Origin of the sequence: Sphingobacterium multivorum (genome assembly GCF_039511225.1) — a bacterium.
Classification (GTDB): domain Bacteria; phylum Bacteroidota; class Bacteroidia; order Sphingobacteriales; family Sphingobacteriaceae; genus Sphingobacterium.
In genome coordinates, this window is sequence record NZ_CP154261.1 from 382,990 (window position 1) to 407,626 (window position 24,637).

The 24,637-nt window shown below is 40.0% G+C and carries 13 protein-coding genes; 9 read left to right on the plus strand and 4 right to left on the minus strand.

The features are described from left to right. Window positions 1–3 precede the first annotated feature (3 nt). From AAH582_RS01465 to AAH582_RS01480, 4 genes are all read right to left on the minus strand, one after another. Window positions 4–3,462 carry a TonB-dependent receptor gene (locus AAH582_RS01465; protein WP_343321050.1) on the minus strand — a complete coding sequence of 1,153 codons (3,459 nt, stop codon included), beginning with the start codon at window positions 3,460–3,462 and terminating at the stop codon, window positions 4–6. A 303-nt stretch (window positions 3,463–3,765) separates the two neighbouring features. Beyond that, window positions 3,766–4,893: a FecR family protein gene (locus tag AAH582_RS01470; RefSeq protein WP_197084068.1), complete on the minus strand. Its 1,128-nt coding sequence runs from the start codon at window positions 4,891–4,893 to the stop codon at window positions 3,766–3,768. Between the two features lie 149 nt (window positions 4,894–5,042). Then, on the minus strand, window positions 5,043–5,618 hold the full coding sequence (locus AAH582_RS01475) for an RNA polymerase sigma factor (RefSeq protein WP_343321051.1): 576 nt from the start codon (window positions 5,616–5,618) through the stop codon (window positions 5,043–5,045). Window positions 5,619–5,779: 161 nt separating this feature from the next. Further along, complete coding sequence (locus AAH582_RS01480; RefSeq protein ID WP_343321052.1) at window positions 5,780–7,213, minus strand: arylsulfatase; 1,434 nt, start codon at window positions 7,211–7,213, stop codon at window positions 5,780–5,782. A gap of 412 nt (window positions 7,214–7,625) precedes the next feature. Here AAH582_RS01480 and AAH582_RS01485 point away from each other — a divergent pair, with 412 nt between their 5' ends. From AAH582_RS01485 to AAH582_RS01525, 9 genes are all read left to right on the plus strand, one after another. After that, complete coding sequence (locus AAH582_RS01485; RefSeq protein WP_046674732.1) at window positions 7,626–8,612, plus strand: LacI family DNA-binding transcriptional regulator; 987 nt, start codon at window positions 7,626–7,628, stop codon at window positions 8,610–8,612. Between the two features lie 147 nt (window positions 8,613–8,759). Then, entirely contained in the window at window positions 8,760–11,108 is a 2,349-nt protein-coding gene (locus AAH582_RS01490; protein ID WP_343321053.1) for a GH92 family glycosyl hydrolase, read from the plus strand. Window positions 11,109–11,118: 10 nt separating this feature from the next. Continuing rightward, on the plus strand, window positions 11,119–11,841 hold the full coding sequence (locus AAH582_RS01495; RefSeq protein ID WP_046674733.1) for a basic secretory protein-like protein: 723 nt from the start codon (window positions 11,119–11,121) through the stop codon (window positions 11,839–11,841). 10 nt (window positions 11,842–11,851) lie between these two features. Beyond that, window positions 11,852–14,146 (plus strand): GH92 family glycosyl hydrolase, encoded by a 2,295-nt coding sequence (locus AAH582_RS01500; protein ID WP_343321054.1) that lies wholly within the window; start codon window positions 11,852–11,854, stop codon window positions 14,144–14,146. A 616-nt stretch (window positions 14,147–14,762) separates the two neighbouring features. Further along, on the plus strand, window positions 14,763–17,678 hold the full coding sequence (locus AAH582_RS01505; protein ID WP_343321055.1) for a SusC/RagA family TonB-linked outer membrane protein: 2,916 nt from the start codon (window positions 14,763–14,765) through the stop codon (window positions 17,676–17,678). A 10-nt stretch (window positions 17,679–17,688) separates the two neighbouring features. Then, window positions 17,689–19,203, plus strand: coding sequence for a RagB/SusD family nutrient uptake outer membrane protein (locus AAH582_RS01510; protein WP_046674735.1), 1,515 nt, complete (start codon window positions 17,689–17,691; stop codon window positions 19,201–19,203). 14 nt (window positions 19,204–19,217) lie between these two features. After that, the gene (locus AAH582_RS01515; protein ID WP_343321056.1) at window positions 19,218–20,327 is read left to right on the plus strand and encodes a fasciclin domain-containing protein; all 1,110 of its coding nucleotides are present in this window, start codon (window positions 19,218–19,220) and stop codon (window positions 20,325–20,327) included. A gap of 21 nt (window positions 20,328–20,348) precedes the next feature. Further along, window positions 20,349–21,458, plus strand: a complete 1,110-nt coding sequence (locus tag AAH582_RS01520; RefSeq protein WP_231585287.1) for a DUF5007 domain-containing protein — start codon at window positions 20,349–20,351, stop codon at window positions 21,456–21,458. 11 nt (window positions 21,459–21,469) lie between these two features. Further along, complete coding sequence (locus AAH582_RS01525; protein ID WP_343321057.1) at window positions 21,470–24,628, plus strand: SusC/RagA family TonB-linked outer membrane protein; 3,159 nt, start codon at window positions 21,470–21,472, stop codon at window positions 24,626–24,628. The last annotated feature ends 9 nt before the right edge of the window (window positions 24,629–24,637 follow it).

Here is a 24,637-nt window from a genome sequence, read left to right on the forward strand (position 1 = left end):
TTCTTATAAATTAGCATTGATACCAATGTTAAATACCCTTTGTAGTGGATAGTTTAGCGCATTACCACCCATTTCAGGATCCCATAATTTGAAAGAGCTAAATCGCAATAGATTTGTTGCACTGGCATAAATACGCAGGTTTTTGAATTTGTATCGTTGCGTTAGTTTTTTGTTGAATGTGTAACCTAATTCGACTTGTTTTAAACGAAGCAGACTGCCATTACGCATCCAAAAAGTACTTTGAACTGTATTGTTGGCCATTGGCATGACGCTTAAACGAGGCCATGCTGCATAGATGTTTTTATTGTCTTCGGACCAATAGTTATTTGCCCACTCTTGGAAGACAGCGTTGGGTGATGTTTCTACACCGAATGGAGCAATCCCTCGGCTCAATGGACTGCTTGTATTATTCGTTGTTGGATTAATAAATAACGATGTTCTTCCAACTCCGCTAAAAAAGAACGAGCAGTCGAAACCCTTATAGCCTGTGCTTAAACCAAAGCCATAATTGATTTCTGGCGTCGTAGGATAGCCTATTGGCATGCGGTCGTCGTCATTAATTAAACCGTCTCGATTAACGTCCAAGTATTTGATATCTCCACCACGGACTGTTGATCCAAATTCTTGGGCGGGACTATTATAGACTTCGTTGTCATCAATAAACAGTCGCTCCGCTATATAACCAAACTGATTGCTGACGGAAGTTCCTTGACGTTGACGGTACGCGTTTTTATATGCCGGCTCTTCGAAGAATGCATATTCTCCTGTTGCAAAAGTGAATGTTCCTCTGCCTTGGAACCATAAATCACTGTTTACAGACTTATTGTAGACCAATTCGCCGTCAAATCCTTTACTCTTATATTCTCCAACATTGGCAAAAACAGCGGCGGTTAGACCGTTGATTGAGGATAATGAACGTGCTTGAACGATATTGTCACGTTGTTGTTGATAAAAATCACCTGTAAATGTCAATGCGCCTTTAAATAAGCTTAAGTCAATTCCCAAGTTGGTTTGTTTGGAAATTTCCCATCGAATGTCAGGGTTGGCATACCGATTGACCACAATACCGTTGACGGTTCTACGTCCTGACTCGGCAGGTAAGCCAAAAGAATAACCATAGTCTGTGCTATTCAGGTTGACATCCGAAAGATAGAAGAATCTCGTATCAAGTATCTGGTCATTCCCGAGAATGCCACGTGTGAAGCGAAATTTTAAATTACTGACGACCTCCTTAATTGGTTCGAAAAACTGCTCATTGGATACATTCCATGCTAAACCGAAGGAAGGAAAAAATCCCCAACGAAATTTGTCTGAAAACTTCTCCGAGCCATTGTACCCAAAAGCAAATTGAGCGTGATAACGATTATCATAGCCATAGGTGAAGCTACCAGATAAGGACACATTTCTGTTGGGAAGCGTATTGATCAGGGAAATATTATTGTCGACGGGTGTTTTGATATTATCTCGAATAGTGTTGATCAGCATGCCAAATACATTGTGCTTCTCATTAAAGGTCCGTTGATAGGAGAGCTGATTCTCCATATAGAAAACAGCGGATTGGGTTCTTTCTCCAGGAACGAAATCGAGATATTCTGTTCCTGTTTCAGGATTGATCTCACGAAAGAGCAAAGAGTTGTTTTTTGGATCGGTTCCTATTGGCTCATAATAAAACGGGTTGTACTGGCGTGATTGGGCAAAATAAGAATTTCTGCTTAGATTGAACAGTCCTCTATAATTTAGACCTTCTAAAAGAATTGTTGAAAAATCTTGTTTTAATTCCAATTGCACCTGAATATCACTCCGCTTTCTTTCCGAGTATCCGCGCATAATCTGTGCGTAAGGGTTGGCGTACTGTCCCTTATCGGCATTTCCGAAGAGTGGATGCTGAATATAGGACTGACTAGGACCGGCTTGATATACTGGAAGAAATAAAACAGGATTTGCACGAAGTGCAAGATTGTAGGCTTCTGCTCCATTTGTCGGTGGACCACTGTAATTTTGCAGATTGGCCACGGTGCGAACCATGGCGAATGTTGATTTGGTTAAGTTGATACCAATATTGCTCCGCAGGTTCATAACTTTAAAATTAACGTTATTGTTAAAGTTGTTCAACGCATCCATTTTAAGTAGACCATTGTCATTGGTAAAATTTCCACTCACGTTATACGTTGCAATTTGTCCACCGCCCGATACACTTAAATTGTAGTTTTGGGTTGTTGTAGTCTTCTTAGTAAGCGCATTGAGCCAATCGACTGCCGGGTAGGTGATCGGATCGTCTCCAGCAGCGGTGCGTTCAATTTTATATTGCCCATAGGGTTCTACCCCCAAAGGGTCTCGTGTTGTAACAGCCTCATTGTACATTTTCATCCAAGTGACGGGATCCGCAAATTTCAGCGTTTGGGTAGGTGTTGATATGCGTTGTTCGGCTCTAAAACTGATCGTTGCAGGTCCGTCACGTCCTATCTTTGTTGTCACTAAGACAACTCCGTTTGCTCCGCGAGAGCCATATACGGCTGATGCGGTGGCATCACGTAAGATCGAAAAGTTTTCGATGTCATCAACGGGGATGCGTGCCAAATCATCTGCTGTCACCTCCATATTATCGACAAGAATCAATGGTTTATTATTTGTTCCAAAAGTACCTACACCCCTGATGAAAAAATCGGCATTGTCGCCTCCTGGCTCTCCACTGCGTTGAAATGAAACTACACCAGCAACTTTGCCTTGTAATGCTGCTGTAAGATTGCTTACTGGGGCACGTAATTCTTTGGGGCTAAGTGATGAAACGGAACCAATAAGGTCGCTCTTCTTGGAGCGTTGACCAAATGCTGTAACAACGACTTCGTCAATAGAACTTGATGCAGATTCTTTTAATACGATATCAAATTTTGATTTTCCGTTAACAGCAACTTCCTGTGGATCGTATCCAACCATTGTGAAAGTCAGGGTCGCGTTAGCGGGTACTTTTAGTACAAAAGCTCCATTGATATCTGTCGCTGTACCAAGGCCTGATTTTCCCTTGATACTGACGCTTACACCGGTAAGTTTTCTGCCCAAGGTGTCACTGACAGAGCCTGTTACTTGAGTTTCTTGCTGCAGGTCTAAACTCTTATTGATTATTGGCTTGCTAATAATCTTGTTAAAGGCATCTCGCCGTGGTTCATTTTTCTTCTTAATGACAATTGTTTTGTCAAAGAAATCGTAAGTAAAATCTGCATTCTCCAGTACAATGTTTAAAACCTGCGAAAATGGCTGGTTTTTTACATCAATAGAGATGTCCTTACTGGCAGAGATTTCATTCTTCTTATAAAAGAAAGTATAGCCACTTTGTTTCTCAAGATCCTTTAAAATAACTTGAAGACTTGCATTATGCTTTTTAAGCGTAATTTGCTGTGCATAGGTATGAGCATCCACTTGGGATAGTCCTAGGCCGATCAATAAAGTGATTAAGTTGATCCTCATAAGAGATCTAGGTAATGGTCGCGCAAAAAAAGGTTTTTGTTTTTCACTTTTAAGGCTTTTATTAGGCGTCGTGTTAACGCCAAACAACCCTTCATGAAAATCCCTCTCCCTCTTCATGAACGGAGTTATTGAAAATTTCATTAAATTCGTTTGGTTTTAATGTGTTAATAATTGAGATGTTATACGATGCTTTAATACCAATTACTACTACGGATTCTGCGCCAACAGGGTCCGTTTTTTATTGGTATTGGCAATAAGGATTTATGGTGGCAGTTTTGTATTTGTCATAATTTTAGTAATTGGTTATGTAATGATTAATTTAATTCGGTTATTGTCACCCACCAAAGCTTTTGTATTGAGATCCGCATAGTTGAGCAGCTGCACCAATTTATTTAAGCTTAGATTGCGGGGGATTGTACCTGTGTATTCTTCCTTGCTTTTACTTCGTTTGTAGATAATGTCAATATTATACCAGCGGGCAATTTGTTGCATGACCTCTTCTGTATTATTACCATTGAAATAAAACTGACCTTTTTTCCAACTCAATACTTCTTCAAGATTTATGTGGCGGGAATTTAGTGTGCCATGTTGCAAAGTAGCCTGCTCATTTGGTTTTAGGTAAATAGCGGATTGTGGTATATCCTGTGCTGATACTACCACAGACCCTTCCTCTAGGGTTGTTTGGGTTCTATCTGTTTCGGGATATGCATTGACATTGAAGCGGGTTCCCAAAACCTCAATTTTCTGACCACGTGTTTTAACAATAAATTTGCTTCTATTGATTGTTTTCTGTACGTGAAAATAGGCTTCACCCTGTAATTCAACTTCCCTGTCTCCATTGTCAAAGGAGGTTGGATAAGAGATTTTCGAATCAGCGTTTAGTGTCACCAATGTGCCATCTGATAAGGTTAGGTCATAAGTGGCACCTTTTGGCGTATACATGCTATTTTGCTGTATGCTTATTTTTCCTGTTTTAACATCATGATAGCTGATTTGTCCATTGCCATCCTTTTTTATAATAACATCGCCTGTTTGTATACTTTGATTGAGCGAAAGATGTTCGAGATCTATTCGTTTGCCATTTCCCAAGATAATGACCGCTCTTTCTTTACCGGGTGGGATTGATGCCAATTGTGCTGTGGTAGCTAAGATCTCGGGCTTTGGCCAAAACTGTATGACCGAAAAACCAATCAGCAGGATGCTGGCGGCGATAGCTATATACCGGGTTGTGCGGAGCCGTATAATTTTTCTTGCTGGATTTTGTATATCCTTGATAAGGCTCTTTTTTGCATTATTTTGAATAGCTGCGAATTCGGTCTCAGCAATGCCATTTTCGGACTGTTTTTCAAACCAGTCAAGTAGTTCTTTTCTCTCTTGAACAGTATCCTTCCTGTTCAAGAAGACGGAAATCAGCTTGTATATTTCGTTCATTTGATTCATAACAGGTTCCATTGGAATGGTCAGTTACTATACAAGTGTGTAAAATAAGGTGGAACCTCCAGTCGAAAATGAAAAAAAGTGTCTTTTAAAATGGGTAAAAATATCGATGTAAATACTTGTCAAAAAGGTGCAGGCGTTGACTAGAAGAATAGTGTAAAATGAAATAAATGGCTTGTTGCTGCTCGAAGATGCTTGATTGCTTTATTAATGTGTTTTTCGACAGTAGACTCGCTGATATTAAGCTGCTGCGCAATAGCTTTGTTGCTCATGTAGAAGTCACGACTCAATTTAAATACTTGTCGGCATTTTTCAGGAAGGTTCTCGACTTCTTTGGCGACAATATCAATAATATAACGGTAATAGAGTTTGTCTTCTATTGCAACGGTTTCGTCTTCCAGTTCGAGCTCGTCAAAATAGAGCGATGATACCTTTAATTTTAAATTCTTGCGATAATGAGCAAGGATGAGGTATCTACAGGAGCTAAATAGGTAGGCTGGGAGAGATTCTATTTGTTCAATCATTTCCCGATTTTTCCATACAGACATAAAAAGGTCGTGCAGTATATCTTCAGCGGCTTCACTGCTAGCAACTTTTTTTGCGATAAAAGCGATTAAATCGGGCGTAAATAGATCATATAATACAACAAATGCTCGTTGGTCCCCTTGGCGTATAAGAGGGAGAAGCTCGTGATATTGATATGATTTTTGACTTTTCATGGGTGTACTCGGGCAGTAAACTTAGTGAAAAAAATATGATTTCTTGTGACAGGAAAGATAATCTCTATTTTTAACGTGCTGACTACAGTTCTATATTTTCAAGGAATTTATTAGTTTTTTTAGGGAATAAACGCAGCTCGCTACTCCCCAAAATCGTTGCTTTATTTTTTATGACCGGTTACACTTGTCAATGGGAAAATACCACTTTCAACGTGCGCTTTTTCAATCAATAGACGTAATTCTTCTACTTTCTTTGGGTTTTCCTGAGCAATATTGTGTTGTTCTGTTGGATCTTGTTTGAGATTATATAGTTCGGCTGTAGGCTGACTACTTGTAACTTTTTGTAAGATAAGTTTCCAATCTCCCTGGCGCAAGGCTTGACGTCCTCCATCTTCATGAAATTCCCAATACAGATATTGGTGCTGTTTCTGTTGCTTGTTTTTACCTAGCAGCGTTGGCAAAAATGAAATACCGTCTGTATAATGCGGTTTATTTGCTCCGGTAAGTTCGACCATCGTAGGCATAATATCCCAAAAAGCGCCCAGATAGTTTGAAGTTTTTCCTTCGGCAACTTTACCATGCCAATACACAATGAAAGGAGTCTTAATACCACCCTCATAGAGGTCGCGTTTGTTGCCGCGTAACCCCCCAGAGCTATTGAAAAAATTGGGATCTGCTCCGCCTTCTTTGTGCGATCCGTTGTCGCTCGTAAAAATGATAATAGTGTTATCTAATAGTTTGTTTTCGCGTAACCGATCAACAATTTGGCCAACATAAGCATCCATACGGCTTACCATACTCGCATACATGGCATGCGGCTTTTCTACCGATGCATAACCTGGAACAGTGGCTTGCGGTCCATAGTCATTTCCTTTATATGGTTTTTCCTCAAACCTGTTTGCATATAATTGATAATATTTGTCATCCGGACCTGATAATTCGGCGTGAGGAAGAACTGTCGGTACATAAAGGAAAAAAGGTTTCTCTTTATTTTGATCAATAAATTCCAAGGTCTTTTCTTGGATTAATGCTGGTGCATACTGTCCTTGGACTATTAAACCGTTGCTATGGAGTTCTATCCTTTCGTTATTATGCCAGAGGTGAGTTGGGTAGTAGCGATGGGACTGTCGTTGACAGTTATAGCCATAGAATTCATCGAATCCTTTTTGATCAGGAGCACCTGTTGTATTGACCATTCCAAGTCCCCATTTTCCAAACGCACCGGTTGTATATCCTGCCTGTTGTAGAAGCATAGCAAAAGTTTGTACAGAGTCGGCTAGCGGTTGTTGTCCTTCGGGCTCAATTTCTTTATTCCCGCGTACATAGGTGTGGCCAGTATGCTGTCCTGTCATTAAAGATGATCGTGACGGAGCGCATACAGATGTACCGGCGTAGAAGTTGTCAAATTTCATTCCTTTGGCGGCCAATGAATCGATATGCTTCGTTTCAATTTTTTGCTGACCGTATACACCAAGGTCTCCATAACCAAGATCATCTGCCATAATAAGTACAATATTCGGTCTTTGGTCCTTCTTTTGAGCTATAGCAAGAGAGGCTAGGGTCAAAAGAAGAAATAATATAAAAGATGTTTTCATTTGCATTCGGTTATTTCTTCAAATTAATTTTTTTCTTAGCTAAGACTGTCTATTAGTTTATACTGTCCATCAGTTTATATAGCAGTGCCACTTAATCCATATAAAACAGTAAGATGGACCTATTTAGTTTATTTTGATAATGGTTCGTATACTTTTTAATACGTCTCTTTTAGAAAAGCATTATTCTAAAAAGAATGAGCGTTAAATTTACTCAAAATATCTTCTTGATCGCATGGGCTCGCATCCATGGAGGGCTAATAGCATTAATGAAAGAGCCTTAATTTGATAATCTGTTACTTTTTGCTGTCTACGCATACGATTGTGTAATAATTTATTGTGTGCTATCAATTGTAATCTCCGATATGTTCATATTTATTTTCTAATTTCACCCTAATTTTATGAAAATGCTCTTATGGCCAAATCAATTAAAGAAATAGCACAGGAACTCAATGTGTCTAAATCAACTGTTTCATTAGTCATTAATCACAAAGCCGAGCGAGCACGCATTAGCAAGGAATTGGAAAACCGCGTACTTGCATACGTTGAAAAAGTTGGCTATAAGCCCAATGCTCTCGCGAAGAGTTTAGCTACGGGGCGATCAAATACCATTGGTCTAATTGTAGAGAATATTGGGGATTCTTTTTTTGGTCCATTTGCATTGTATGTAGAGGAATTGTTCCGAAAGAAAAATTATCACGTCCTCTACAGTAGTACGCTTGGAGATTCGCAAAATGCACGCGATATTATCGATTCGATGTTGGAAAAGAAAGTAGAGGGTATTATCTTAGCCCCGACGATAGATTTAGAGGACTATCAGCGCAAAATATTGGAGCATAAGGTACCGTTGGTCGTTTTTGATAGAAATTCTCCAGCAGTTGAAACCCATTATGTGCATATTGACAATGAAGAGAGTGGGAAGACTGCATGTGACCATTTAAAATCTATTGGTTGTAGAAACTTTGGATTGGTAACCATCGATTCGGGTCAACCACAAATGCTGGCACGCAAACGCGCTTATTTGGAATTTTGTGAGGCTTATGGCATGGAGCCTCGCATACTGCAATTACCCTATCAGCATCTGAAACAGAAAGGCACACGTATGTTGAAAAATTGGGCAACTAAGCAGCCTGGATTAGATGGTCTTTTTTTTACCACAAATTATCTTTGTATTCTCGGATTAAAGGCCCTGCGGTCGGCGGATGAAAATAACTATGATTTTCCGATGTTTTCCTTTGATGACCATGAGTTGTTTGATCTTTTAAATCCTAAGATCTCCTGTATACAACAACCATTGGAACCTCTGGCCAAAACTTGTGTGAAAGTTTTGTTAAAGGAAATAGATCAAGGGATATCCACACCAAAAGAATATATCATCTCAACAAAATTGATCCGGCGCTAAAATGGGGCAACAATGGATATATAAAAAGTGAATTGTAAAAATCATAAGACGCGTTTGTCCAATTACAGGTCTTTATTTTGATTTAATATTCTTTTTTATATCTTTACTAATACGTTTTAGTAGAAATATTTTTATATATCCTAAATAATGAAAAAATCTATAAGTGTTTTTCTGGGTTCGTTATTGTCTTTTGGTTTGTTTTGCGCAAAACCGGTTTTGGCTCAGAAATTTAGAGGGCAGCAGTTAGAAGCTGTCGATCTTGTTAATCCATTAATGGGTACAGAATCCAAATTTGAGTTGTCCAATGGTAATACCTATCCCTCAATAGCGCGACCTTGGGGGATGAATATGTGGACACCTCAAACGGGGAAAAATGGCGACGGATGGCAGTATCAATATACTGCGGATAAGATTCGTGGTTTAAAACAGACTCACCAGCCATCACCCTGGATGAATGATTACGGTGTTTTTTCAATCATGCCTGTGACTGGAAAGCCCGTATTTGATCAAGAGGAGCGTGCGAGCTGGTTTTCGCACAAAGCGGAGATTGTAAAACCTTATTATTATTCGGTTTATCTAGCGGACCACGATGTGACTGCTGAGATGACTCCAACAGACCGCGCAGCAATGTTTAGGATCTCGTTTAATAAAACAGAAGATGCGTATATTGTTTTGGATGCTTATGAAAAGGGATCGGAAGTTCAGATTATTCCAGAAAAAAATATGATCATTGGCTATTCTTCGAAATATGCACGGGGCCCACTGCCTGCTAATTTCAAGAATTATTTTGTTTTGGTTTTTGATCAACCTTTTGCAAGTGTCGCTACTTGGGAAGGCAAAGAGAAGAAGGATGGGCAACTTCAGATCAAAGGTGATCACACTGGTGCAATCGTAGGGTTTAAGGTAAAAGACAAATCGAAACCAGTACAGGTGAAGGTAGCGTCTTCCTTTATCAGTGCCGAACAAGCCTTATTGAACTTAAATGAGTTGGGAAATAAATCTTTCGATCAAGTGAAAGAAGACGGACGTCAGATCTGGAATTCTACCTTAGGGAAAATTAAAGTAGAAGGTGATGACATCGACCAGTTGCGTACATTTTATTCGACTATGTATCGTACCTTATTTTTCCCGAACAAGTTATATGAAATTGATGCGCAAGGAAAGGTTGTACATTACAGTCCATATAATGGAAAAACACTTCCTGGCTATTTATTTGGAGGAACAGGTTTTTGGGATACTTTTAGAGCGTTGTATCCATTCTTAAACTTTATGTATCCTTCCATTAATAAGGAAATGCAGGAAGGTCTTCTCAATGCTTATTTGGAAGGAGGCTTTCTGCCTGAATGGAGTAGTCCTGGATATGCCGATATTATGGTGGGTAACAATTCTGCTTCGGTGGTTTCGGATGCTTATATGAAGGGATTACGCGGTTATGATATCAATAAGTTATACGAAGCTTTACAACACGGCGCTAATAACGAAGGACCAATGAGTGCTGTTGGAAGAAAAGGTGTTGACTATTACAATAGTTTGGGGTACGTGCCATATGATGTTAAAATCAATGAAAATGCAGCACGTACTTTAGAATATGCCTATGACGATTTCACGATCTACCAATTGGCAAAAGCGTTGAACCGTCCGAAGGCTGAAATTGATTTGTATGCTAAGCGTGCGCAGAACTATAAGAATTTATTTGATCCATCGACCAATCTTATGCGTGGAAAGAATAAAGATGGAAAATTCCAGGCTCCTTTTAATCCATTAAAATGGGGTGACGCATTCACCGAAGGAAATAGCTGGCATTATTCGTGGAGCGTATTTCACGATGTTCAGGGGCTGATCGACCTAATGGGAGGAGAAAAGACATTTGTGAGCATGTTGGATTCGGTGTTTGTCCAGTCTCCAGATTTCGACGATAGCTATTATGGCGGTATTATCCATGAAATACGCGAAATGCAAGTTGCGAATATGGGGCAATATGCACATGGTAATCAGCCAATTCAGCATATGCCATATTTGTACAATTACGCTGGCCAACCTTGGAAAACACAATATTGGGTGCGTCAAGTGATGGATCGCATGTATAAGCCTACACCTGATGGCTATTGTGGTGACGAAGATAATGGTCAAACTTCTGCATGGTATGTTTTTTCAGCACTGGGATTCTATCCTGTTTGTCCGGCAACGGATGAATATGTGCTCGGAGCGCCATTATTTAAAAAAGCGACCTTAACATTTGAAAATGGTAAGACGTTGACCATTGATGCTCCAAAGAATTCTACTGAAAATGTATATGTAAATACATTGCAAATGAACGGTAAGGACTATGGTAAGAACTGGTTAAGTCACAGAGCATTGCATGAAGGTGGGACACTTAATTTTGACATGGCGGCAAAGCCTAATTATACGAGGGGAGCGTCCAAAAATTCAGCGCCTTATTCAATGACAACAGATTTGCTAACAAATATCAAGTTGAAATCGAACAAAAAGAAATAATCATTAGGTTATGATAAACTTAAAAAACTTAAAAATCGTTGTTACTGTATTTGGCTTGGTATACTCTTGTTCCCTTTTTGCGCAGGACAACTGGAAACATACCGAAAATGACCGCAAGGTTGCTGTGGATATTGATAGTATCAGTAAAGGTGGTTATACCCTAATTTGGATTAATAAAGACAAAGATTTTAGTGCTTCTTTAAAAGAAAGGCTGGTAGCGGCATATTTTACCAACTATCCTAAACTAGCCAAGAAATATAATAAAAAGACTATAAAAAAGGTCTCTTTTGTTATTGATCCGGACTATAAAGGTGTGGCAGCGACAGCGGGTGGGATTGTCCGTTATAGTCCAGCCTGGTTTGCCAAAAATCCAGGGGATATTGACGTGGTTACCCATGAAGTCATGCATATTGTTCAAGCATACCCCGATGGGGCGGGCCCGTGGTGGATTACGGAAGGGATAGCCGATTTTGTCCGATTTGATGATGGCATAGATAATGCGGGGGCAAACTGGAAGCTGCCAGAATATAACGAAAAGCAGAAATACACCGATTCTTATCGTATTACAGCGCGCTTTTTGTACTGGATCAATCTACATGTAAAGAAGGATTTTGTCAAAAAATTGGATGCAGCGATGCGTAGCAAAAGCTATAGTGATGCTTTTTGGAAAGTGGAGACGGGTAAAACTATTGATGAGCTATGGGCCGATTATAGCCAAAATCCCACACTATAATTCATAAGCGATGAATATCAGAAGTTTAGTCTTTTTGGGATTAATTAGTTTCCCATATCTATTAAAGGCACAAGAAACTAAATTAGTTCAGTATGTCAAACCACTCATCGGAACGGCGAAAATGGGACATACTTTTCCGGGGGCGACAGTTCCATTCGGTGCTGTACAATTAAGTCCTGATACGGATACATTATCTTATGCTGTCAATGGACGGTACAACGGTGATGTTTATAAATATTGTGCTGGTTATCAGTATGATGATCCGACGATTGTCGGGTTTAGTCATACACATTTTAGTGGCACAGGTCACTCCGATCTTGGTGATATACAGATCATGCCGACACAAGGAAAAGTTCAATTAAACCCGGGAACAGCTGATCGACCACAAGATGGTTATCGATCGTCCTATTCGCATGCCAATGAACGAGCTGAGGCCAACTATTACAGTGTTTTACTGGATAAACATCAGATTAAGGCTGAATTAACGACTACAACACGTGTAGGGCTCCACCGTTATACATTCAAAGAGTCTGACGCTTCACATCTTATCGTAGATCTAACTGCTGGGATTTATAATTATGATGGCAAGAATGTTTGGACCGTTGTCAAGGTATTGAACGATTCAACACTGGTAGGCTACCGTCAAACAAACGGTTGGTCGAGAACGCGCACCGTATACTTTGCAATAAAGACCTCAAAAGCTTTTAAGAATTATGGCGCCAAGTATGAAGATGGAAAATCTGTGTATAATGGTTTCTGGCGTAAGTTTGATCAACAAAATAATTTCCCCGACCTTGCAGCGCACAATATTAAGCTACACTTGGATTTTGATACAAAAGCACAAGAATCCATCCTTCTGAAAGTAGCTTTAAGTCCAGTAAGCATGAAGAATGCATTGGCCAATATGGAGGCTGAGGCTCCGGACTGGAATTTTGATGGCTACGTTAAGAAAGGCCAAGAAGCCTGGGAAAAGGAGCTGCATAAGATAGAAGCTGAAATGTTGAACAAGGAAGACCTGGTTAATTTTTATACAGCCATGTACCATGCAAGCTTAATGCCGACAGTCTATATGGATACGAATGGTGAATATAAAGGCTTGGATCAGGAGGTGCACCGTGCCAAAGGTTTTACGAATTATACCTCATTTTCGCTGTGGGATACTTATCGGGCTTTTCATCCGCTGTTGAATTTAATTAACCCTTCCCGTAATGCTGATATTGTGGCATCCATGATGGCTCATTATGACCAGAGTGTATTGAAGATGTTGCCGATTTGGTCGCATTATGCGAATGATAATTGGTGCATGAGTGGCTATCATTCGGTGTCTGTTATTGTTGATGCAATACTTAAAGGCGTTTACAAAGGTGATGCAGAAGCCGCTCTAGCGGCTTGCGTACAAACGGCAAATGCACGTCAGTATGAGGGAATTGGTCCTTACATTGATAAGGGATATGTTCCTGCAGATGTATCGGGAACATCCGTTTCTAATACATTGGAATATGCGTATGACGATTGGTGCATAGCGCAATTGGCGAAAAAATTGGGAAAAGAGGATATTTACACGACCTTTTCTAAAAGAGCTGAAAGCTGGAAATCACTCTATGATTCCTCCATTGGATTTATGCGTCCGAAGAGTTCTGCTGGTAAATTTCAGGAGAAATTTGATGTTTTAGATACACATGGACAAGGATTTATTGAAGGGAATTCATGGAATTACAGCCTGTATGTACCACATCAACCTACTGAAATGATGGCATTAATGGGAGGTCACCGACGTTTAGAGTCTTATTTGGATTCACTGTTTACCATGGAATTACCGGATAAATATTTTGAACATACGGAGGATATTACCCGGGATGGCATTATCGGAAATTACGTGCATGGAAATGAGCCTTCACATCATGTGGCATACTTGTACAATATAACCAAGAGCCCATGGAAAACCCAGGCCCGCGTCAGACAGATCATACGGAATCAGTATCACAATGGCCATGCGGGTTTAGGGGGAAATGATGACTGTGGACAAATGTCGGCATGGTATCTATTTACGGCACTCGGTTTTTATCCAGTGGCACCTGGTGAAGATAGTTATTGGATTGGCAGTCCATTGGTAAAATCGGCAAAGGTTAACCTTGAAAATGGACGCAGTCTTTCCATAGTTGCTCGTAACCAGTCTGAAAAGAATGTTTACGTTAAATCCGTTTCTTTAAATGGGCGAAAATTAGCTGATTTGCTACTACCCTATAGCAGTATTATAAATGGTGGTGAATTAATCTTCGAAATGAGCAATAAACCGAACAAATAGGAGTAAAGAAAGATTACAATAAAGAAGACCCCTCGTTTACGAGGGGTTTTTATGTTCTCTTACAGTCTGAATGGTCGGTACTATCGAGCTGGTATTCATCTAATTGTTGAGTTTTCTGTTCGTTTTTTGGTTTGTTTGCGTCATGGCGTTACAATTAGAAAAAAAATTAATTGAATATGCCATTTTAGCAAAATCATATTTTTTTACGTAAAAAACCAGTTTTTAGCTTATAAATTGCTTAATGCTACTAACTAAACCAGTTTAGCAAATTAGAAAAATAACACAAAAAATTTTTTTTTCTCGTTTTTCTATATATCTTCAATATAACCAAGAGAGATACGTGCTAACCAATTAGTAAACCGATCCGTTTTAACATTTCTGATGTTGTGTTATGCTAAAACGTTTTTATATTGTAGACTTAAAACCTTAAATTATGATATTAATTCTATTTGATACTGCATAATATCAATTTTAGATGGGAATCGACCAATTTTCCTATCTCGAAAAATCAGTGAAAATTCACTTCCATTTTGAGGTGATTTTAACCAGTTATAGTGGAAAAGTAAAAATAACCTAATTATATATCATTCCTATGTACATGATAAAAAAAAGGTATTTGGATAGGCTTATTCTTTTAGGGTGGTCCTGTGCCTGTTATTCTTTTGCTTTTGGTCAAGATAAGGTGTTATCCGCGTCCGATAGTCTTAAGCTTCAGATTGGAACTTCGAAATTGGATTCTATATTCCAGATTAAAACGAGCCAAGTAAATCCAGTAGAGATAAAGAAACAAGCTTTATTACCTTATTCTTCCTTGCAGCAATACCTAAAAGGAAATAACACGGGGCTTTATGTAACGGAGTCGTCTGGCGAACCCGGAACCAAGCAGCCTATGTATATTCGAGGTATTTCGAGGGCACTGTTTTCTGATATGGACGTATTTCAGAACCAGCCACTGGTTGTTGTGGACGGAATTCCCTTGGTTGGAGAGCATCCCTTTGCTTATGCCGTTCAAACCTACAATCTAGAGCGCATTGGGCCTGCAACCAATTTATTAGCGAATATTAATATCGATATGGTTAAGTCTATTGAAGTATTAAAGGATGTTGCCGCGATTGCGATGTATGGTCCTAATGCTGCAAATGGAGCTATAGTTGTTCGTACGAAAGCGTATAAATCGGATAAGAGCAACCGGATAGCGGTCAACATGTATACGGGTTTGGCCGAGCGCCCCCATGTCACAACAATCAATGGTGAATACGAAAACAAGTTCAGAAAGCAATTTTATGATTTATATACCTCCAACGGCAAATATAATGATGGAGATTCATACCCCGTGTATTTAAGCGACTCGCTTAATATGAATTATTTTGGAAAATCCGATTGGACGGATTCGTATTACAATAGTGGTTTGGTTTACAATTTGAATGCAAATTTATCCGGTGGTGGGCCACGTGCAAATTTTCAATTTGCGGCAGGCTCAACACAGGATAAAGGCGTGGCTGATCAGGTAAAATTGAATAAGTACTATGCTTTGTTTGGACTGAATATGCGGCCGATGACTTGGCTGACCTTCTCCATGCAGGCAAATATAGCTCGGCTCGATCGCAATCGCAACCTGAATCTGCGCGATAGATTTGCCCAGTTAGCTTATTTTCCGGACCTGTCAGCACCCTTGTCCCCCAATAAGGAGGTCTACAATGAGTACCTGAGTTATTATAAAAAAGGCTTTGATAACAATAAGACGAACGTTGTGCAGGGCTACGGAAAGCTTCAATTTGATTTTGGAAATTTTCATTTTCTTTCGACAGGAATGCTCGATTATAATGAGGGTTATCGTGACCAATTCTACCACAGTAAGCTGATGGAATCCAATAATTTTGCTTCAAACTATTATGGATATAATCAGCGGGCGGTATTTGACAATAAAGCTTTTTACGACTGGAATGTAAACAGCGAACATAAATTAAACCTGCTAGTCGGCAATAGTTTGCAATGGGATACGTATCGCTACAACTATGCATATGCTTACAAAGGAGTAAATGATTTTATTAAGGTCAATCTGCTGGAAGACGATGCGCTAAATTCAAATTATCTCGAAGCTACAGCATATCCTAAAGCGCTTATATTTAAGTTTTTAGATCGCATCCGGCACAACTTGGTTTCCTTTTACGGAAAAGCGACTTATCATTATGGAAATAAGGTTGAAACATCGATTTTGCTGCGCTCTGACGGTTCATCGAATGCGCAGCCCGATGCCCGCTGGATTTTTACGCCTTCCTTGTCGGTCAATTGGAATATTAAAAATAGCTGGTTTAATACCAATCCAAACCTGAAAGATCTTACTGCCCGTTTTAGTGTTGGACGTATCGGGCTGGCCAATGTGTTTGATGATTTTGCGCAAGGCCCCAATTACGTTGCCCAAATGGGATTTACGGGTAATCAGCTTATTGCTGGCTATAATGCGATTGCGGGATTGGTGCGACCTTATGAATCGGGTTGGGTTGGTTATAATATTCCCTGGGCCTATATAGACCAGGGCAATTTGGGGTTGGATTATGCCATTCAGAAGAAAAATTTCCATGTTTCGCTTGATGTGTATGTGAAACAGATGAAGAATCAGTTAATTAATATTCCATCCTATAGCGAGTATGGTTATAAATCGAGCTATGCAGCGGGAATGAATGTGCAGAATATCGGTACCGAATTAACCGTTGGCCTTGATCCCATTCAATCGGACAACTTTAAGTGGTCAACTGCGCTAAATGTATCCCATAACCAGAATAAACTGAAGGCATTGCCCAATGGGTTAGATCGACTCGTGATCGGTAATAACCTTTTGGAGGTTGGCAAACCCTTAGACCAATATTGGCTCCTTTCTAACGAAGGTATTTACAAAACCGATGCCGACGTCCCTCAGGGAATGACTTATAATGCGATCCAATTGCGTGCGGGTGATCCGATATGGAAGGATCAAAATGGCGATAATACGATCAATGATCAAGACCGGAAATTGCAAGGGCATCGCTTGCCTGCTGTATTTGGTAATTGGTACAACAATTTTGTGTTTGGGAAATGGGATATAGGGGTTAATATGTATTATAATATTGGTCGACAACTCATCAATCAGGAAATGGCCAATCGCTTTGATTTTATCAATAATGAAGGCGCGAAAAATCTAGAGGCTGTCAAAGAGATTACGTATTGGGAAAAAAGGGGTGATTACAGTAAATATCCTTTGTATAATCCCTGGAGTACTGTTATTGCCTATCAGGCCGATCAAGATCTTTTCCTAGAGAACGCTTCATTTGTTAAAATAAGAGCGATCACGTTGGGCTATAACTTAACTTCTCTTTTGGCGGGCCGGACTCAGGCCATTAGAAATGCGTATGCATATGTGTCTGCCAACAATGTTGCTACGATTACATCTTACAGTGGTGTGGATCCTGAGATCGTCGATTACACAGGTTATGACATTGGGTCAAAAATGAGGATACCACGAATTTATACGCTAGGAATAAAAGTTGACTTTTAAATGCAAAGAAATGAAAAGATATCATCTCATATTTAGTGTTTTGTTACTTTTCTTACTGCTTCTAGGGGGCTGTAAGAAAATGCTGGATATAGACTCTTCTCGTACGGTCAAGGAAGAGAATATGTGGAATGCTTTGGAAGACACACGTGCAGGCTTGATGGGAATTTATGGTTTAACCAAAGCGGCTCTGGACGACAATAATGCGTATTGGCTTTACGGCGAAGTTCGGTCGGGAGATTTTGAGAGTCCCAATCGGCAGGATCTCAAAGCAATTATTAAGAATGACCTCAAAGCGAATTATGAATCGCTAAATGCATTATCGAATTGGAGGCGTTGGTTTGCCGTGGTTAATGCTGCTAATATTTTTATGGAACGCGCACCGGGAGTAAGAGAAAAGGATATGCGGTACACTGAAAACAATTTGGTGGTGGATGTGGCTCAGGCTCGATTTCTACGTGCTTATGCTTATTTCAATATGGTCCGCATTTGGGGTGATGTACCCCTAATACTAAATTCTCATGATGGAAATTTTGAGAATAAACCCAGGGAGGATCGATTAAAACTGTATGCATGGATTGAAAAAGAAATGTATGATGCAGCCCAATTATTACCTTATTCCTATAGTACGGGTGATGAACAGCAAATTGGGAACTACTATAATGAAGCATCTTCAAGATGGAATGGGGCATTGGTCAGGAAACTTTCTGTCTATGCGATCCTAGCACATTTGGCTGCATGGCAAGCCAATTATGCGGATGCGGCTTCTTATTCACAATTTGTGATGGACAATTATAGTAAAGGGGGAGCCTATTACTTGTCTACTTCTTTTTTAACGGATGGCAATGGATTTTTCTTTGAGAAGCGTTCCGAGCAAATGTTCTCATTTCCTTATATATGGGCACATGTGGAGGCATCGTTTACAGGACATATCGAAGAGTTGACACTGGCTGCTCCTGTTGTCAATAAGACCGTGCCGGATATTTATATGCCAAAAGAAACGATCTTAAAAACATTCAACGAAAAGAAGGATCAACGGTTTAGTATCGATACACTGGGAAATCCTACGACAGAGGTATATTTCCGAAACTTCAACGGCAAGTATCCCATATTTAGCAAAATCAAATGTATTATGGGAGGTTCTTCGGATCCTACCTTCCGCATCTTTACCAGTGCGACAGTACTCACTCGTTTGGAAGACATTACGCTTTTGCGCGCCGAAGCGTTAGCGGTGTTGGGGGAAAAATCAACCGCCATTGAACTGCTCAATGAAATTAGAGAGCGGAGAGGGCTTAAAGTTTATAGTGAAACCACAAACGGAGATCTGGTTGATGCTATATTTTTAGAACGCAAGCGGGAATTGATGGGTGAAGGACAGCGATGGTATGATATGATTCGCCGGGAAAAGATAAAACATGACAATCCTCAATTAGCACAGTTGATCGCTAACGACGGAATTTATTGGCCAATTGCTCGAGAAATTCTCGCTCAAAATAAGTTGATTGAACAAAATACTTATTGGAAGTAAAGGAGTAACCAATTATGAGAAAGAACCTATTTTTTGTACACGGTGTATACACACTTTTAATGACGGCCCTGCTATTCGCTTGTGCTAAAGATAAAGGCTATTATTCGCCCATATCTCAAGAACCGACCTATAAGGGTAATTTATATAGTTATCTAAAAAGTAAACCTGGAGTATATGATTCTTTGGTGAAAGTGATCGACAGAGTCGGTCTGCAAAAAAAATTGGAAGACAGCACAGTGACGTTGTTTGCGTTGACCAATGCCAATTTTCAACTGGCTATTCAAAACCTGAACAATACCTTGAGTGTCTCTGATAAGCCTGCACAATATCTGAATTCAGTCAAGTATGAAATACTGGATTCACTGCTATGCCAGTATATTATCCAGGGCAGAATTGCGAGTGATTCTCTCAATAGTCAGGATGGCAAGGATGTTCAGGGCATTCGATACGGCTATCCAATGCATATTGGATTGAACAAACAATCTTCATCTGGATATATAAATGGCGGTCCTACGATTGTTGACTTTTCCGATACGAGAAGATCTGTTTTTAACCGCAACTGGGTAACGACCGAGACCAGCTCATTAAATATCCAAACAGACAATGCTGTTGTTCATGTGTTGAACCCTGACCACGTGTTTGGTTTCAATAAATTCGTTAGTCAGATCATCTATATCCCACCGCCAGAAAATCTTTTCATAAAATTCAAAGGGCAGGGTTCTGCGTCGAAGGAAACGTCGGGTGGACCAAATGCTGTCGAGGCATCAAAATATGTATTTGATGGTAATCCAGAAACAAAGTTCTTTTTATCAAGTCCGGGACAGTTCTATTTGCAATGGGATTTTCCTGTCGAAGTACTTGCTAACAGTTATACACTCCGGTCAGCAAATGATATTCAAGACCGGGATCCAACGGATTGGACCTTACAGGGACTTGATGGAGAAAGTGGGAAATGGATCTTATTGGACTCTCGACAAGGGGAGGAATTTGACGAAAGGTTTCAATTGCGTGTGTTCTTTTTTACAAATACAAAGACCTACAAAGCTTATCGTTTGAATATTGCACGTATGCATGGTGGTAACGATTTCCAGTTGGCAGATTGGACAATGAACCGTAATCAATAACCAATTTAAGAATGTATGGACATGAAAATTGCTAGAAAATTTAATACAATAAATAAGACATGCAACTTGGGACTGCTCATCTTGATGTGCGTCGGTTTAAACGGATGTAAAAAGCTTTACAATTTACCGGATGAAAAGGAATTTTTAAGTGTCAATCTGACTTATGACGGGAAATCTTTTTACCCCATTCTGGGTAGAACCACGCTAATGGGTCATATTAATACCGATCATTCGACCACACCGCTGCGGTTTGAAATTGTTAACCCCCGTTATGGTGATGGGCGTCCTTATACTGATCTTTTCGAAGTAAAACCTGTCTATCGGTGGATATACCGGTATGACGGTACTGAAAAGAACTTGGAAGAAATCGAAGCCAAACGTCAGCTTGTGTATCGACCTCTTTTTGAGGTTGACTCTACAGGTAGCTTTATCTTGTGGAATTCCTCGACAAATGAGCTGATCGAACCGCGTTCGAAAGACAGTATAGATTTGGTGCAGAATATCCGGTATTTTGATTTAAAGGTCTCCAATTCAGGGGGCTCTACAGTGATCAAAGATTTTATGATTCTCCCTTGGCGCGTTCAGGATTATGAACCTTATTCGGATAAGAACCCATATAACGGTGAAACTGCTCCAGATCCAAATGATCCTAAGAACCCAAAGAAAAGAAGCTATATCTGGCCTTCCTATATGAATGGGATTTATGGAGAATCTTCCAATCAGTTATTACGCACGGATGATCAGTTTAAAGATCTGGTCGTTTATATCCGCAGATTTACCGGAGGAAATGGACATAATTTACGTTTTGTCTTTTTGAATAAAAATGGGGAGCCCATAAATCCGGATAGTTTTAATGAAACAAAATGGAATGAACTGGTTCATGGCTTTAACATGAAAAAAACGGCTACTTATGTGCAATATGATGTAGCTTATCCGATTCCCTTAACAAGTTTTCCAACGAAGTATACTAATGGAAACAGCGCAAAGGTCGATTTTTCCTACTCCAGAAAGGGGTTTGGCGGAGGGTTAATTACGGCCAATTTTGGGTTGAACTTTAAAATTTTTACCAAAGGAGATTGGGAAATTGTTTTCCATTTTCAACGGGAGAATCCACGATTTGATAATGAATAATTGAAATAGCTATGCAATTTAAGATATTTTATAACAGCTGCATGCTGTTGATATTGTGTGTCTTTCTTTCGACAAAGGTTTTTGCGCAGACAGTTATTATGTCTGGTAAGGTAACAGATAATAAAGGGCGGCCATTGGCGGGTGTCACAGTACGTTATGGCAAATCTGGAAAAGAAGCGACCTCGACAAATTCCTCGGGGGCATTTAGCTTGACAACAGCAACAGGGACTTCGGTTGCCTTTCGTTTAATTGGTTATGATGGAAGCACTATGACGGTGCGGGCCGACCGAAATGTCGTTGTTCAATTGAAGGAGATCGATAATCAAATGGATGAAGTTGTCGTCAGGGGCTATGTAAAACGCCCGAGAGAGACGACGACAGGATCCTCGACTAAGATCAGTGGAAAGGAAATTCAGGATATTCCATCGGCGAATGTAGAAAACTTGCTTCAGGGAAAGGTTGCGGGGCTTAACATACAGGTAAATACTGGAGCACCGGGATTTAGAGGATCGACGCAGATCCGGGGACTTTCGACAATCAGTGTAACCGGAAGTGGTGATCAGTCATTTCTTACCCCTACTTCACCATTGTATGTGATCGATGGTGTCCCAATGGATGCGGATCGAGCCAATGAACTAGGATTAAGCCAGCAGGGGCCGGGAATCAGCCCACTGTCCTTAATTCCACCTGAGGATATCGAAAGTATTGAAGTGCTTAAAGATGCACAAGCGACATCACTATATGGATCATTGGCTGCCTATGGTGTCATTATTATCAATACGAAACGCGGGAATTCTGAAGTTCCCAGGGTCAGGTATACCGGCAATTTCTTTCTAAAAACGCCTCCTCAGTTACGCCCAACTTTAGGCGGTAATCTAGAACGACGGCTAAAACTATTACAGATCTATGGGAATGCCCTGTCGCAGGACGACTTGGACCGAATTTCACAAACCCCCATGCTATCGGATAGTTTGAACCCTTACTATAACAATTCAACGAATTGGCAGGACCTATTTTATGCGACGACTTACAACCAGACGCATAATGTGGCAATTGATGGTGGGAATCAGAAATTAAACTATAAGGCGAACCTGAATTATTATAATGAAAACGGTATCATCAAAAATACGGGTTTTGATCGCTATATGACCAATATGCGATTTGAATATTATCCCAATGAGAAATTTAAGTTCACGGCGCAGGTAAGTGCTTCACTTGGCTCAAAAAGTAAAGGTAATGGCTTAGGTATTCTACAATCTGGTGTGGCAACAAACGGGATGACCTCAACGTTGTTGCCGGGTCCATCTTTTTATCTGGCATCTTCCGGCTATAACTCTGCATTGAAGACCCGAAACGATAATTCGTCGAAATCGATCAAGCCTTTCATTGAAGCTTCTTATGAAATTGTTCCAGGTTTGCGGGCGACCACAACCATGAGCTATGAATCTACTTCTGATAATGAAAATACGTTTACACCGGCAGCAGCAAATGGTCAATTTGCACAAGTGTATGCTTATTATGGCCGTTACAATTCCTTGTATAATAGGAACTCCATCAATTATAGCCATACTTTTAATGAAAAGCATACTGTATTTTTCAATCTATTCAATGAGATTCGGACCTTGGATAAACAGGCTAATGCCACTTTACAGGCCCGTACGCCAAATGATCAGTTTGAAGGGCCGCTTGGATTTGATGGCTATTTTTCCAAGGGTGGGGGATTGTTGCGTCGTGGTTTCGGAAAGGAAAGAGGATTATCTTTTGCCATCGCCGGGACGTATGATTATATGAAGAAATATGTGGTCGATCTTTCTTACAGAATGGACGGGTCTTCACAAAATGGATTTGGAAATCTTTATACTAAAAACCCTGCTGTTGGTTTTCGATGGAACGCCTATCATGAGAATTTCTTGAGAGATGTGGACTGGATTAATTTACTCTCCCTGCGGACCAGCTGGGGTGTAAATGTTATGCCGAATAGTACCTTGGAGCGTGTTTATGGAAAATATGATATTGCAGGAAGCTACAATGATAAGATCGGCATCGGAATCAATTATGAACAAATTCCCAATCCGGACCTTAAACCGACAACAACAAGTCAGTATAACCTGGGGTTGGACCTCGCTTTTTTTCAAAACAGGTTTGAATTGACCTATGATACATATTATAAGAAAGTAAACAATATTCTATTTGAAGAACGACTTTCTTCATCGTTGGGATTTGACAAAGTAAATAGTAACTCGGCTGCAATTGCCAATTATGGTCATGAGTTATCTGTTATGTTAAGACCTTTGACCGAAGGTCGTTTTACCATGTCAGCAGGGGTAAATGGAGCATATAATCGGGATGTTTTGTTAAAGCTACCCGAGCATTATGGTGGGCAATTTGTCCGTTGGGAAAATAATGACAAATATAAGCAACATGTTGTTTTCAGGGTAGGAACTTCAACAATGTCCAATTACATGTTATTAAATCGAGGTGTATACAGTACCGATGCAGATGTACCTGTTGACCCAGCGACCGGGCGACGTTATCGAATGGCCAATGGTACAGAATTTCAGGCTGGGGACCCAATTTTTGCAGATTTAGATGGCAACTATGTTTTAGATGAAAATGACTATGCCCGTACGGGAAATTCTCAACCGTTGATTACAGGTGGTATGCAATTGAATTTTAATTACAATCATGAGACCCTCGGATCTTTTGGTTTAAACTTATATGCATCCTATACAGCAAAACGTACCATCTTGAACAATGCCCTTGCCGAGCGGTTGCAATTGATGAGTGACCCCTATGGGGATAGGGCTGTAGTTCCCTTGGATGATATTAATATGTGGATGAAACCAGGTGATATTGCCAAATATCCTTATGCTTACGATTTCAGAAGATATTCAAGCGTTAATCCGTTTCGGATGGACCAGGATTTATGGGCTGAAGATGGATCTTACTTTAAGTTAAATAGTGTGACGCTCTCTTACATGTTTACGAAAAATGCGGTTAGAAGATATGGACTTGAGCGTCTACGGATATATATATCAGCCGACAATGTAACTACACTCTCAAAGTACAGTGGGCCTAATCCCGAAAATGTCAGCACGATGGGAAGGGACGCTTCTGGAGGATATCCAGTGCCTAGGCAATATAATGTTGGTGTTAATATTGATTTTTAATCGATCTTT